We start from the raw sequence: 12,518 nt of genomic DNA, 5'->3' as shown, positions 1-12,518 counted from the left end.
TTCCGTACCTGAGCGGACTGGTGGCGGCGCGAAAGGCCGCCGGTTCACGTCGTGTGCTCGTCCATGGCAGCCGGCAGGATATCGGTCGAGTAAAGGATGGCCGGCACCTTGCCGTTGTTCTGCCAACGGGTGAGCAGACCGAATTCGGCGAACGCTGCAGTGGAGCCGAGCAGGACAAGGGCGAGGAGCAATGGCTCAAGCCAGGTGTGGGACGCAATCACTTCATAGGCCATGTCCAGTTCTCCTCCGTGGGGCCCAACGTATGGGGCGGGGTATGACGGGAGTGTCACTGGCCAGGCGCACAAAGAGAAATGCTCTGTGTCTTTCGTTTCCATACCAAAAACCTATCGTATGCAGGCAAAACAGGTTGCTTGGCGACTTACATCAGCTCCCTCTGCGCCCCATCCTTGGTCGTCAACGCGAGCTTGTAAGACGGCGGCGCCCAAGGAGTTGGCGACTGAATTCCACGCGCGACTTCACTCGATTGCCCCGCTGCGCGCGGCGCTTGCAGATACAGGAGCGCCTGATGTACGATACCGCTCTCGCAATCGACGACGCCGTGCAGCCAGACAGAATCGCTGTCTTCATCGAGGCCGAGCATGGCTGGATGACGTTACGCGGGGTCCGTGCGCATAGCTCGCGCATAGGCTAAGGGGGCCGTACCCATGCCCAGCGATGGCGCTCGACGCAAAACGGCGTTTGTCCTTGCAGGCGGGGGCAGCTTTGGCGCCATTCAAGTCGGTATGTTGCGTTCGCTCGCGCGCCTCGACATTTCAGCGGATATGGTTGTCGGCTCAAGCGTCGGCGCGCTGAACGGCGCCTACTACGCGGGCAACCCAACGATTGAAGGAGTCCGGCAGTTGGAGACGATCTGGCGCGGATTGCGTCGGAACGACGTGTTTCCGCTGACATGGCGGACGATGGTCGGATTCTTGCGTCGGCGGGATTTCCTTGTCGCGTCGGACGCGCTTCAGGGGCTCGTCGACCGTCATCTCCCCTACCGCAACCTCGAGGACGCAAGCATCCCGGCCTACGTCGTCGCGACCGACATACTGTCGGGCGGAACCGTCGTGCTGTCGAAAGGTTCAGCCGCGCAAGCCATCATGGCGAGTGTCGCAATACCGGCGGCCTTCGCACCGGTGCAATTCAATGATCTCTATCTTGCCGACGGCGCGGTATCGAGCAACACGCCGATCAAGGTAGCAGTCGATCACGGCGCGCAGCGCCTGATCGTCATGCCCACCGGTTTTGCCTGCGCGCTCGACAAGCCCCCCGTCGGGGCGGTTGCAAACGCGCTGCATGCACTGACCTTGCTGATTGCACGGCAGTTGATGACCGAATTGCAAGGGCTTGACGACCGCATTGATTATTTTGTCGTGCCACCACTGTGTCCGCTAGTCGGATCGCCCTATGATTTCTCTCATACGAACGAGTTGATCGAGGAAGCTGCAGCAAGCACCGACGCTTGGCTCGCCGATGGAGGCCTCGATCGTCCGCGCATCATTGCGCATCAATTGATGTCCCACAAGCACACGAGTTAGCTCGCCGTTGCCGACATTTCACAGCAGTAGATGATGCGCGGCTAGTGGATGGGTCGTGGCATAGACCCGCCAATGCCGTCGGCAAAAGGGCGCCTCAAGAGATCTTGAGGCCGCCCATCGCGGGAACGGAAATCGACGAGGGGGACAGCCTCCCTGTGTGGCTTTGACACGAGATCATTCCCCCGATAACTATCTGCTTTTATTTAACTATCTGCCCTGTCAATCATTGCGACAATTTCACAGAACGTCAGTCGGTACTGGCTGCGATGATAGGGCCGCCGTTCTTCTCCTGCACCAATATCGCCGTGCGCAGCGAGCCGGCGCGAGTCGGCACCGCCAGCGTGGCCTCTCCCCCGCTCCACTGGCCCAGCTTCACCAGATCGCGGACGACGTGAGAATGGGGCAGTCTGTGACCCTTGTTCTCGCCACGTGCGACCGGCACCTCGATCACCTTCGGGTCGTAGCGAACCAACCATACGTCTGTGCTGCCTGCAGGGGCTTTCCCGCGCCCGATCGTCACGTAGCCATCAGCCAATCTCACGTCCGGCCCTTCGTTGGAGCGCGCGTCCCCGAGCAGACCCTCTACCTCGGAGAGGCGATTGCCGACAATGCTGATCCGCCCGGAGCGGATAGGGCTACGCCGTGCAGCGGCTGAGGCCTACGCTGTCCGTTCTGCCGGCGCCATGTCGCGGTGATGGCGCAACTCAAGCCGGCCCTGCGTGAGAAAGGCGTTGAATGCCTGGCGGTGGTCATTACGCCGGTCGAGCGGGCGCAGCTCTATTTCCGTTACCACCCGGCCCCCGATCTTCTCGCCGCATCCGACCCGAAGCGGGCCTCGCACCGTGCTTTCGGCTTGCGCCACCTCTACGGGCTCAGCCGCACCAGTGTGTGCCAACGTCGCCGAGGGACCCCGATTCTGGCGTTCGCGGGCGGCACCAGCCGGTCGCTGTCGCCGTGGACGATGAGCACCTGGGCCGACCGCCGACGACCACTCGGCGGGCGCCTGCAGGCCCCAGCGGCGCAGGGCGGTCGGCTCGCGCGGTACGTCCCCGGGCTGGCCGGCATGTCGCGCCCGGTCGTGCGTTCCTTCAGCCGCGCGAGGTAGGCGCGCGAGGCTGACCTGTCGTGTACGTCCGTTCAGCCGCCGTTGAGTGCTTCGTCCAGTGCCGTCGTCTGGGCCTTGACGAAGGCCCGGGAGATGGCGGCTTTCGCTTCGATGGCGTCGAAGTTGTGGTAGGCGCCGGGCACTACGTGCAGGGTGCTGGCGACGCCCGCCTGCTGCAGCCGCCGGGCGTAGGTGACGTTCTCGTCGTGGAACAGGTCGTTGGTGCCGACGCCGATCCATGCGGGCGGCAGGCCGGAGAGGTCGTCGTAGCGGGCCGGCGCGGCCAGCGGGGGCACGTTGCCGTCCGCGGTGGCGGGGCCGAGGTAGGCGCGCCAGCCGAACCGGTTGCTTGCCGGGCTCCAGAGGCGGAGCCGCCGCGGGTCGATGTCGGTGCGGGTGGTGGTCCGGTCATCCAGCATTGGGTAGGACAGCAGTTGCAGAACCGGACGGATCTCGCCGCGTTCCTTCGCCAGCAGCGCCAACGCGGCGGCCAGACCACCGCCGGCGCTGGCGCCACCGATGGCGATGCGTGCGGGGTCGATGTCGGGTTGGCGGGCGAGCCATTGCAGCGCGGTGTAGCAGTCTTCCAGCGGCGCCGGAAACGGGTGCTCGGGCGCGAGCCGGTACTCCACCGAGACGACGACGATGTTGAGCTGATCGGCGATCCGGCGGCAGAAGCCGCTGTCCTGCGCCGCGTCGCCGAGCACCATTCCGCCGCCGTGGATCCACAACAGTGCCGGAGTCCGAGGCCGGGCCGAAGCCGGGCGGAAGACGTGTACTGACACATCGGCGTTCACGGATACGACCTGCGCGTCCGGCCGCCGAGTGATCCCGGTGAGCTTGGTGAGGACACGGAGCGCGGGAAGCGTTCGGGCGTTGATGATGGTGCGGGAAGGAACCGCGCGGCTCGCAGCTGTGGGTTGAAGGGTTGCTCGGTCATCGTGTTCCTATCTGATGGAGGGCGACGTCGCCGGGAGTGCCGGGGGGGTAATCGCAGAAATGAAGGTCATGGTCGGAGCTCGGCGTCCACCAGGGCCAGGGCGTTGCGGAGGCCCTGCTCGAGGAGGTCGTCGGAGAGCTGTCGGTCGGTCAGGGCGCGGGAGAGTTGTAGCGTCCCGGCCATCAGGCCGAGGAGGCTGAGCGCCTTCACGCGGGCCGAGGGCGGATCTTCGGGTGCCATGCGGGCGGCGAGGCCGTCGATGACGACCAGCACGCCGTCGGTGTACGCCTGCCTGATTGCGTCCGCGCTGCGCCCGATCTCGTCGAGCAGGGCGGCGTTGGGGCAGCCGTCGCCGGGATTGTCCCGGTGGTGGGCCGACAGGTACCAGCGCACGAGCTGTTCGAGCCCGGCCGGGCCGGGCTCCGCCAGCTCGACGATGTTCGCGTGCAGTGTGTGCAGTTGGTCGGTGACCGCCTCCGCGACGAGGCTGTCCTTGGATTCGAAGTGGGCGTAGAAGGCGCCGTTGGTCAGGTCCGCGTCCTTCATGAGCGTCGCGACTCCGGAGCCGTCGATACCGTCCCGCTTGAGCCGTCGACCGGCCGTCGCAATGATCCGCTGCCTTGTCTCCTGCTTGTGTTCTTTCGTGTAACGCACCATGCGTTCCTCTACCTCAGCCGGGCTTGCGCTCCGGATACTACTATGGCCAGGTCAGTGTGCAGCGTTGGCAAGGAGAGCCGGGACGTTGATCCTCGCGGTCTGCACTTTCGAGTCGTGGGGCTCGGGGAGCCCGCCGTTGGTGATGTACGGTGCGTGGTGGCGGGCCGTCTGCTGGCTCTGCTGCTGCATGACTCTCCTCGGTAGACCTGCGAATGACTGGTTAGTGGATCTCGGCAGCGATCAGCTCGGCATCCGGTTGAATCTGCGGATGACGCGGTCGAAGATCCGCGCCGGGGCGACGCGGTGCACCGCGTTGATGATCCGGGCGGTCGTACCGGCGGTGCGCCGTAGTTTCGGGTTCCGGTCGGTGGCCGCCGCGACGATCACCTTGGCGACGACGGCGGGGTCGTCGCCGCTGCTGAGGTTCTTCTCCAGCAGCTCGTCGTAGTTGCGCCGTCCCGCCGCGTAGAGCGGCATGGCGGTATCGGCCTCCACGCTGTGGCCTGCGAACGGAGTGTTGATCGGGCCGGGCTCGACGAGCAGGACCCGGACGCCGTAATCGCGAACCTCGTGGTCCAGCGACTGGGAGTAGCCCTCGACCGCGTGCTTGGTCGAGACGTAGAGGGCCATGAACGGGCTGGGGACGAACCCGCTGAGGGAGGAGACATTGATGATGCGTCCGCGGCCTTGGACGCGCATGTGCGGCAGGACCGCCTTGGTCGTCCGCATGACGCCGTAGACGTTAATGTCGAAGATGTCCTGCGTCTGGGTGATCGAGAACTCCTCGGCTGCGCCGGTTGTGCCAACGCCGGCGTTGTTGACCAGGACGTCGATGTGCCCGAACCGGTCGATCACCTGCTTGACCGCTAAGGCGACCGATTCGTCGCGGGTCACGTCGAGGTCCAGGTAGCTCACCCCGGCGGGCGCGGTGTGTTTTGCGGTGTTGCGGCCGGTTCCGATCACCTGGAAACCTGCGGCGGCCAAGGCGATCGCTGTGGCCTTGCCGATGCCTGAGGTGGCGCCTGTTACGAGCGCAACCTGCGGAGTTGTTGTCATCATAAGCTCCTGAAGTTTTGAATTACGTTCATACGACAATAGGCGTTGGGCGGTCGCAAGGCAAGGATTAAATTATGTTCGTACTCTCATGGAGGGCGAGACGAGGACCACAGGGGGCCGGGCGGTAACGGTAAGCGGTCTCGCATGGGCCGGCCTTCGAGCTCGAAGTGGATTGCATCTGCGATCCAGCGACCGTGGTCGAGGTCCTAGAGGGCTATCTGGCGACGCTGATCGTCGATGGCCGCAGGCAGGCAGCTTTCGGCCCTTGAGCGGTCAGGACGTGAACTGTTCACACAGAGGCGTTGCCGATCTTTCGCTGCGCCCGCTCAATCGCGCGCTGCACTATCCGAAACTACAAAACCGTTTCAAAAACCGTTTCAGTTTGCTGATTTGAAACGGTGCAACTTGGCTAAGCTTTTGAGATTATTGGCGCGCCCGAAGAGATTCGAACTCCTGACCCCCAGATTCGTAGTCTGGTGCTCTATCCAGCTGAGCTACGGGCGCGCAACAGGCCATGCTTTGCATGGCCCGCGATCCGATCCTTGACGACCGGCCGCGATGTGACGTGTTCCCTAGCGACTGAATTTCCGAAAAGCAAGCCGATCCGGCAAAAGTTTTGCTGTTGTGCCTTGACGAGGATCGGGCGGGGCAAGGATCAGGCCGGGCGGCGCAGGCCGTTGCGGGCCTGGTCGAGCCGGACCGGCTGGTCCGGAATGGTAACCGCGAATGCGGTGCGGCCGCCTCTGCTTTCGACAAGCTCCACCGTGCCGCCATGGGCGCGGATCAATTCATAGGCGATCGCCAGGCCAAGGCCGGTGCCGCCGCTGCGGGCCGAGCCGCGAAACGCCGCGAACAGGTTCTCGCGCGCCTTCGGCGGCAGGCCGGGGCCGGTGTCGGTGACCGTGATGCGGCTGACGCTGCCGACGCGCTCGGCCGACACCTCCAGCCGGCGTACCACCGCACTTTCCGCGTCCGCCGCCATCGCCTGCACGGCGTTGCGGCAAAGATTGGTGAGCACGCGAAAAAGCTGATCGGAATCGGCATCCACCTCGAAAGCCAGATCGACGGCGTTGACGAATTCGATGCCGCCTTCGGTGTCGAGCAGGCCGTGGACGTCGTCGACCAGCTGGCGCAGCCTGAGCCTGCGGCGCGAGGGCGGCGGCTCCTGGGTGCGGCCATAGGCGAGCACACCTTCCGAATAGGATACGGCACGATCGAGCGCCCGCAGCAGTTTCGGCGCGAAGGCCTGCACGGTCGGGTCCTTGACCTGGCGCAGACGGTCCGACATCAGCTGCGCCGACGCCAGGATGTTGCGCATATCATGGTTGATCTTCGACACGGCGAGGCCAAGGTCGGCGAGATGTTTCTGCTCGGAGAGCATCTTTTGCAGCCGCTCCTGCATCTGCGAGAGCTCGCGCTCTGCAACGCCGATCTCGTCGGCGCGGGCGGCAGGGTGGATGATCCGCCCGGGGTCGTCCGGCGCCTCGGAAAAGGCCAGCATCGAGCGCGTCATCGTCCGGATCGGGCCGATCATGATCAGGTCTATGGCTGCATAGACCAGCATGGCGGTGAACAACGAGATCAGCAGCGAGACGAAGGCGACGTTGCGCGAATAGATGAGCATGGCATTGCGCAGGCTGTAGTCGGGCATGATCAGCTCGAATTCCTTGTCGCTGTCGCCGACCGGGCCGAAAACGCGCAGCATCCGCTCGCCGCCGAAAAACAGCGTGTCCAAAGCGCCGGTCATGCCCGCGACCAGGCCGACATTGGCGATGTCGATATGCTCGTCGACCTGCGGCGGCATCTCAGCCACGACCAGAAGCCGCGAGACACCCCCGTCGCGCACGGCGATCGCCTTTGCGCCGATCGCCATCAGCACATCGTTCTGGGCGGCGCGGGACAGCGAGGCGGGCTCTCCCTGCACCAGCACGATCGAGACGGCCGCAGCGGTGCTCAGCCTTTCCTTCAGCCAACTCATCCGGTAGCTGGCGATCCAGGGCAGAAAGATAAGGACCTCGGCCAGGAGCACGAAGACGATGGTGAGCAGCAGGAGCTTGGTCGACAATCCTCGCGACAACGGCACCCTCCGGGCGGCGGTCGTCGCCCGATCGGTCCTTTCATCGGATAGGATTTCACTCATGCTGCTTTTTTCTTCACGATCACTTGATCGAGCGAGATTAGGCTATTTTCGGCTTTTTTGCCAATTTCATCCTTCGTCCCAATACGGGATAAGGCCGCCCAGACTTCAGCCATCGGACTGACGGTGCCGGATGTCGGCGCCGGATTGACTTCCAAAACCCTTCTTTCTATAAGCCCGCTCACGCTCGGGCCATTCGTCCCGGCGCGGTTTCGATCGCGCCAAAACCGGCCGGGCAAAGCTCCTGTTACAGAGTGACAGAATCAAGAAGGGCCGCACCCCGCGGTATTAAAACAAATGAAGCGTACCTACCAACCGTCCAAACTCGTCCGCAAACGCCGGCACGGTTTCCGTGCCCGCATGGCCACCAAAGGTGGTCGTGGCGTCGTCGCAGCCCGCCGCAACCGCGGTCGCAAGCGGCTAAGCGCCTGAACGGAAGACGAGATCGTTGCCCGCAACCGGCAAGCCAGTGGGAGCACATCCCAAGCGGCTTCTGAAGCGCGCGGAATTCCTGGCCGTCCGGCGTGGCGAAAAGCGCCGCGGGCGGCTTTTTCTCGTCGAGGTTCTGGACCGCAGCGACGCAGAGGCGCCTCGCGTCGGCTACACGGTCACCAAGAAAGTCGGCAACGCAGTCGCCCGCAACCGCATCCGGCGGCGACTGAGAGAAGCCGTGCGCACGCATGCCGCGGGTGACATGAAGCCTGGCAATGACTATGTCATCGTCGGGCGCGAAGATGTGCTTACCATTCCGTTCGGCCAGTTGAAGGCCGAACTCTCCCGCCGACTGCGCGGAACACGATAGGCCAAGGCTTTCGATGGAAAACAACCGGAACTTCTTCATCACCATCGCGCTGTCGGTGCTGATCCTGTCGCTTTGGCAGTATTTTTACGTGCTGCCGCACAGCGAGGCGCAACGCGAGGCGGCCCGTATCGAAGAGCAGCGGCTAGCGGAGCAGAAGAAGGCGGCCCAAGGCACCAGTCCGGGTGGCAGCGAAACGCCGGTGCCGAAGCAAGGTGCCATTCCTAGCGCACCGGGAACCGAAGGCACGACGCCGGCCGGCCGCGAGCAGGCGCTGGCGTCGACCAAGCGCGTCAGGATCGACACGCCGAGCCTGGAGGGCTCGATCAACCTCACCGGCGCTCGTCTCGACGACCTCAAGCTCAAGCACTACACGCTGACGGTCGACAAGAACTCGCCCGAGATCGAACTGCTCAACCCGGCAGCGCTGCCTACGGGCTACTATGCCGAGATCGGCTTTGTCGGCAGCGACAAGACCGGCACGGTGCCGGGCCCGGAAACCGTGTGGACCGTCGACGGCAATACGACGCTGACGCCGGCGACCCCGGTCACGCTGAGCTTCACCAACGACAAGGGCCTGACCTTCAAGCGCACCTTCTCCGTCGACAGCGACTACATGTTCACGGTGTCGGACACGGTGCAGAATTCGGGGTCGGCCGCCGTTACCCTGTCGAATTACGGTCGTGTTACCCGCTTCGACAAGCCTGCCGTTGCCAGCATCTATGTGCTGCATGAGGGGCTGATCGGCGTCACCGGCACGGAAGGCCTGCAGGAACACAAATATGCGGCGGTCGAGGAGGACAAGCAGTTTACGCCGGGCAAGTCGACCGATGGCTGGCTGGGCATCACCGACAAATACTGGGCGGTGACGCTGGTTCCGACGGAGAAGCAGCCGTTCCAGCCGCGTTACGCCTATTTCGAGGACGGCCGCCCGCGCTACCAGGCCGACTTCCTCACCGACCCGATCACCGTTGATGCCGGCCAGTCGGCGACGGTCGAGACCGAAATCTTCGCCGGCGCCAAGGAAGTCGCCAAGGTCAACGCCTATGCAGAAGACCGCAACATCAGGCTGTTCGACCGTTTGATCGACTGGGGATGGTTCATCTGGATCACCAAGCCGATGTTCTATCTGATCGACACGCTCTACAAATTCTTCGGCAATTTCGGCGTGGCTATCCTGGCCACTACCGTCGTCGTCAAGGCGCTCTTCTTCCCGCTCGCCAACAAGTCCTACGCGTCGATGGCGAACATGAAGAAGGTGCAGCCCAAGATGCTTGAGATCCGCGAGAAATACGCGGACGACAAAATGAAGCAGCAACAGGCGATGATGGAGCTCTACAAGACCGAGAAGATCAATCCGCTCGCCGGCTGCTGGCCGGTGGCGCTGCAGATTCCGGTCTTCTTTGCGCTCTACAAGGTGCTCTACATCACCATCGAGATGCGGCACGCACCGTTCTTCGGCTGGATCCAGGATCTGGCGGCGCCCGACCCGACCTCGATCTTCAACCTATTCGGCCTCATTCCGATCGCGCTACCGGATATGTTGATGATCGGCGTCTGGCCGCTGATCATGGGCGTGACCATGTTCCTGCAGATGCGCATGAACCCGACGCCGCCCGACCCGACGCAGGCCATGATCTTCACCTGGATGCCGGTGGTCTTCACTTTCATGATGGCGGGTTTTCCGGCCGGCCTCGTCATCTACTGGGCCTGGAACAATCTGCTTTCGATCATTCAGCAAGGCGTGATCATGAAGCGACAGGGCGCCAAGATCGAGTTGTGGGACAATCTGGTCGCGCTGTTCCGGAAGAAACCGTCACCGGCGGAATAGCCGGCGCTCCCTTTTTGCGAATCCAGGAAAGCCCCGGTTCGAACGGGGCTTTTTTCGCACAAGCCGAGCCGCCGGCGAACGGCGAAACCAGTCGGCCCGGCGGTAGACGCCGCCGCGGATGATCCGCTGCGCACGCGGTTGGTGCTGCCGGGCGGATCGCGCTATTTTTGACCTGCCTGTTTTTTCGTCGATGGAGCCATCTATGATAGGACCCAACCCCAACATCAAGCACCCGATCCCGATGCATACCCGCGTCGGCTTCCTGAAGGGACTGGTCACGGCGCCGAATATCGAGATCGGCGACTTCACCTATTATGACGATCCGGACGGGCCGGACAAATTCGCCGGGCGGTGCGTGCTGCATCATTATCCATTCATCGGCGACCGGCTGATCATTGGCAAGTTCTGCGCCATCGCCGAGGGCACGCGCTTCATCATGAACGGCGCCAACCATGCCATGTCCGGCTTTTCGACCTATCCGTTCAACATCTTCGGTCATGGCTGGGAAGAGGGTTTCGACCCGGCAACCTGGTCGAGAGAATTGCGCGGCGACACAGTGGTCGGCAATGATGTATGGATCGGCATGGAAGCGGCGATCCTGCCCGGCGTGACGATCGGCCATGGCGCCATCGTTGCGGCAAAATCGGTGGTGACGCATGACGTGCCACCCTATGCGATCGTCGCCGGCAATGCGGCCAAGGCGGTGAAGATGCGCTTCGACGACAGGACCATCCGGCGGCTTTTGGCGGCCGCGTGGTGGGATTGGCCGGTGGAAAAGATCAGCCACAATCTCAATGCCATTCGTGGCGCCGATATTTCTCTTCTGGAGGCAGCGGTTTGAACGCGTTGAACAAGACCGTGATCGGCATAGAGCTATTCACGCGGCCGTGGATCTTCATCCGCGGCGTGCCGGCAATGAAATTCCTGCCACCTGAAGGGCCGCCTGAGATCGCCTTTGCCGGCCGCTCGAATGTCGGCAAATCGTCGCTGATCAACGCGCTGGTCAATCAGAAGGGACTGGCGCGCACATCAAATACGCCGGGGCGGACGCAGGAACTCAACTATTTCGTTCCGGGCGGATTTTCCGGCGAAGGCGCCGATCTGCCGCCGATGGCGCTGGTCGACATGCCGGGCTACGGCTACGCCACCGCGCCCAAGGAGAAGGTCGACGACTGGACGAAACTCGTCTTCGACTATCTCAAGGGCCGCGTCACGCTGAAGCGGGTCTACGTGTTGATCGACGCCCGCCATGGCATCAAGGCCAAGGACGACGAAGTGCTGTCGCTGCTCGACAAGGCGGCGGTGTCCTACCAGATCGTGCTGACCAAGACCGACAAGATCAAGGTGGCCGGTTTGACGAGGCTGACCGAAGAGACACTGCAGAAGATCAAGAAGCGGCCGGCCGCGTTTCCGTTCGTTCTCGCCACGTCGTCGGAAAAGAACGAGGGCCTCGAGGAATTGCGCGCGACGATCGTGCTGGCGGCCAATGGCGGCTAATGCATGTCGCGCAAAAGTGTGCAGCGGTTTTGCGATAACGACATGCATAAACAACAACCTAAAGCGCGTCGCGTGAGGCCGGTCAAAACGCGACGCGCTTTAAGACTTTGCCTCTAGGGCAATCGTCTGGGTGCTTTCTTCCGCGGCAAGCCTTTCGGTGCCGTAAGCCTTCAAGAACATGCCGACGCCCGACCTGACGATGTGGTCGATTTCATCCTGGCTCGGGGCTTTGGTGCGGTAGGCGAATATGCACTGACGGAAAAGGCCCGCCAGGCACAGTTCGGTAAACTGATAGGCGGCAAGATCGACATCGTCGATCTTGAGCAGGCCGCGCTCGATGGCGGCATTGAGAAAAGCAACGACCTTGTCATGGCCGCGTTTCGGGCCGCGTTCGTAAAAGCGCGCGCCAAGTTCGGGAATCCTGTCCGACGCGCCGATTACCGTGCGCTGCGCCTGGATGACCTTGGCCGAGGTGATCTTGAGGGACAGCACCTTGCCGAACTTCACCAGCGTCTCGCGAAGGTCGTCGGCGCGGTCGAGCATATCGTACATGTTCTTGAAGATCGTGCCGCGTTCTTCCTCGATCAGCGCTTCGAACAGCTCTTCCTTATTGGCGAAGTAGACATAGATCGTGCCCTTGGAAACGCCGGCCTCGCGGGTGATGTCGTTCATCGACGCCGCTTCAAAGCCCTTGTCGATGAAGACACGACGCGCGCCTTCGATGATCTGGCTGCGCTTGACCGGGTCCTGTCCCGCCGCCGGGCGGCCGCGACGCAGGCCATCCAGCAGCTCGCACTGGTCCTTGTCGGGTTCGGTCATAACGTCACACCTCGAAAAATATTCGAACCGATCGGTTCGATCGCCCTTGATATGGGCCTCTCTCCGCGCTAAGTCAACGTTCGCATCGAACCGAACGGTTCAGTATGACTAATTTTTCAGAGAGATGCCCAGTTTC

Annotated in this window: 15 protein-coding genes, 1 tRNA gene and 1 pseudogene; 8 read left to right on the top strand and 9 right to left on the bottom strand. The window is 62.9% G+C overall.

The window, feature by feature from the left end:
- Positions 1-44: 44 nt before the first annotated feature.
- Positions 45-233, bottom strand: coding sequence for a hypothetical protein (locus AC0L14_RS06645; protein ID WP_473749059.1), 189 nt, complete (start codon positions 231-233; stop codon positions 45-47).
- On the opposite strand from AC0L14_RS06645, the gene AC0L14_RS06640 reads away from it, so the two are divergent.
- Positions 191-652 carry a GTP cyclohydrolase I gene (locus AC0L14_RS06640; protein WP_473748967.1) on the top strand — a complete coding sequence of 154 codons (462 nt, stop codon included), beginning with the start codon at positions 191-193 and terminating at the stop codon, positions 650-652. The two genes, AC0L14_RS06645 and AC0L14_RS06640, sit on opposite strands and share 43 nt — an antisense overlap.
- A gap of 13 nt (positions 653-665) precedes the next feature.
- Positions 666-1,541, top strand: coding sequence for a patatin-like phospholipase family protein (locus AC0L14_RS06635; protein WP_473488486.1), 876 nt, complete (start codon positions 666-668; stop codon positions 1,539-1,541).
- Positions 1,542-1,788: 247 nt separating this feature from the next.
- Here AC0L14_RS06635 and AC0L14_RS06630 read toward each other — a convergent pair whose 3' ends face one another.
- A complete protein-coding gene (locus tag AC0L14_RS06630) occupies positions 1,789-2,151 on the bottom strand; it encodes a DUF1223 domain-containing protein (protein ID WP_473488537.1) in 363 nt (120 codons plus the stop codon).
- 45 nt (positions 2,152-2,196) lie between these two features.
- On the opposite strand from AC0L14_RS06630, the pseudogene AC0L14_RS06625 reads away from it, so the two are divergent.
- A pseudogene (locus AC0L14_RS06625) lies at positions 2,197-2,406 on the top strand (thioredoxin domain-containing protein); the annotation flags it as partial.
- Between the two features lie 272 nt (positions 2,407-2,678).
- Here the strand turns inward: AC0L14_RS06625 and AC0L14_RS06620 are convergent.
- The 6 genes from AC0L14_RS06620 to AC0L14_RS06595 all read right to left on the bottom strand — a co-directional run bounded on the left by AC0L14_RS06620 (position 2,679) and on the right by AC0L14_RS06595 (position 7,621).
- Positions 2,679-3,431, bottom strand: coding sequence for an alpha/beta hydrolase (locus AC0L14_RS06620; protein WP_473749051.1), 753 nt, complete (start codon positions 3,429-3,431; stop codon positions 2,679-2,681).
- 221 nt (positions 3,432-3,652) lie between these two features.
- Positions 3,653-4,243 (bottom strand): TetR/AcrR family transcriptional regulator, encoded by a 591-nt coding sequence (locus AC0L14_RS06615; RefSeq protein WP_473488484.1) that lies wholly within the window; start codon positions 4,241-4,243, stop codon positions 3,653-3,655.
- A 240-nt stretch (positions 4,244-4,483) separates the two neighbouring features.
- On the bottom strand, positions 4,484-5,302 hold the full coding sequence (locus AC0L14_RS06610) for an oxidoreductase (RefSeq protein WP_473527053.1): 819 nt from the start codon (positions 5,300-5,302) through the stop codon (positions 4,484-4,486).
- Between the two features lie 424 nt (positions 5,303-5,726).
- A tRNA-Arg gene (locus AC0L14_RS06605) sits at positions 5,727-5,803 on the bottom strand.
- A gap of 151 nt (positions 5,804-5,954) precedes the next feature.
- Complete coding sequence (locus AC0L14_RS06600; RefSeq protein ID WP_473488443.1) at positions 5,955-7,439, bottom strand: ATP-binding protein; 1,485 nt, start codon at positions 7,437-7,439, stop codon at positions 5,955-5,957.
- On the bottom strand, positions 7,436-7,621 hold the full coding sequence (locus AC0L14_RS06595) for a hypothetical protein (RefSeq protein ID WP_473488442.1): 186 nt from the start codon (positions 7,619-7,621) through the stop codon (positions 7,436-7,438). The genes AC0L14_RS06600 and AC0L14_RS06595 overlap by 4 nt, the downstream gene beginning before the upstream one ends.
- Before the next feature lie 112 nt (positions 7,622-7,733).
- On the opposite strand from AC0L14_RS06595, the gene rpmH reads away from it, so the two are divergent.
- From rpmH to yihA, 5 genes are all read left to right on the top strand, one after another.
- On the top strand, positions 7,734-7,868 hold the full coding sequence (gene rpmH, locus AC0L14_RS06590) for a 50S ribosomal protein L34 (RefSeq protein ID WP_008833937.1): 135 nt from the start codon (positions 7,734-7,736) through the stop codon (positions 7,866-7,868).
- Positions 7,869-7,884: 16 nt separating this feature from the next.
- Positions 7,885-8,238 carry a ribonuclease P protein component gene (gene rnpA / locus AC0L14_RS06585; protein WP_473488441.1) on the top strand — a complete coding sequence of 118 codons (354 nt, stop codon included), beginning with the start codon at positions 7,885-7,887 and terminating at the stop codon, positions 8,236-8,238.
- Positions 8,239-8,251: 13 nt separating this feature from the next.
- Complete coding sequence (gene yidC / locus AC0L14_RS06580) at positions 8,252-10,066, top strand: membrane protein insertase YidC (protein ID WP_473488440.1); 1,815 nt, start codon at positions 8,252-8,254, stop codon at positions 10,064-10,066.
- A 202-nt stretch (positions 10,067-10,268) separates the two neighbouring features.
- Complete coding sequence (locus tag AC0L14_RS06575) at positions 10,269-10,907, top strand: CatB-related O-acetyltransferase (RefSeq protein WP_473488438.1); 639 nt, start codon at positions 10,269-10,271, stop codon at positions 10,905-10,907.
- Positions 10,904-11,563 (top strand): ribosome biogenesis GTP-binding protein YihA/YsxC, encoded by a 660-nt coding sequence (yihA, locus tag AC0L14_RS06570; RefSeq protein ID WP_473488437.1) that lies wholly within the window; start codon positions 10,904-10,906, stop codon positions 11,561-11,563. Before AC0L14_RS06575 ends, yihA begins: the two co-directional genes overlap by 4 nt.
- Before the next feature lie 99 nt (positions 11,564-11,662).
- Here yihA and AC0L14_RS06565 read toward each other — a convergent pair whose 3' ends face one another.
- Positions 11,663-12,382, bottom strand: coding sequence for a TetR/AcrR family transcriptional regulator (locus AC0L14_RS06565; RefSeq protein WP_473488436.1), 720 nt, complete (start codon positions 12,380-12,382; stop codon positions 11,663-11,665).
- Positions 12,383-12,518 lie beyond the last annotated feature (136 nt).

The organism is Mesorhizobium sp. WSM4841 (assembly GCF_055811515.1).
Note: the sequence above shows the minus strand (reverse complement) of the source record. Positions and strands in the feature narration are given on the sequence as shown.

What these genes read in the sequence shown, in the direction of transcription:
- rpmH (WP_008833937.1), top strand. Translation starts at nt 7,734, where the DNA reads ATGAAGCGTACCTACCAACCGTCCAAACTCGTCCGCAAACGCCGGCAC.
- AC0L14_RS06640 (WP_473748967.1), top strand. Translation starts at nt 191, where the DNA reads ATGGCTCAAGCCAGGTGTGGGACGCAATCACTTCATAGGCCATGTCCA.
- yidC (WP_473488440.1), top strand. Translation starts at nt 8,252, where the DNA reads ATGGAAAACAACCGGAACTTCTTCATCACCATCGCGCTGTCGGTGCTG.
- AC0L14_RS06645 (WP_473749059.1), bottom strand. Translation starts at nt 233, where the DNA reads ATGGCCTATGAAGTGATTGCGTCCCACACCTGGCTTGAGCCATTGCTC.
- AC0L14_RS06615 (WP_473488484.1), bottom strand. Translation starts at nt 4,243, where the DNA reads ATGGTGCGTTACACGAAAGAACACAAGCAGGAGACAAGGCAGCGGATC.
- AC0L14_RS06635 (WP_473488486.1), top strand. Translation starts at nt 666, where the DNA reads ATGCCCAGCGATGGCGCTCGACGCAAAACGGCGTTTGTCCTTGCAGGC.
- AC0L14_RS06575 (WP_473488438.1), top strand. Translation starts at nt 10,269, where the DNA reads ATGATAGGACCCAACCCCAACATCAAGCACCCGATCCCGATGCATACC.
- AC0L14_RS06565 (WP_473488436.1), bottom strand. Translation starts at nt 12,382, where the DNA reads ATGACCGAACCCGACAAGGACCAGTGCGAGCTGCTGGATGGCCTGCGT.
- AC0L14_RS06610 (WP_473527053.1), bottom strand. Translation starts at nt 5,302, where the DNA reads ATGATGACAACAACTCCGCAGGTTGCGCTCGTAACAGGCGCCACCTCA.
- AC0L14_RS06600 (WP_473488443.1), bottom strand. Translation starts at nt 7,439, where the DNA reads ATGAGTGAAATCCTATCCGATGAAAGGACCGATCGGGCGACGACCGCC.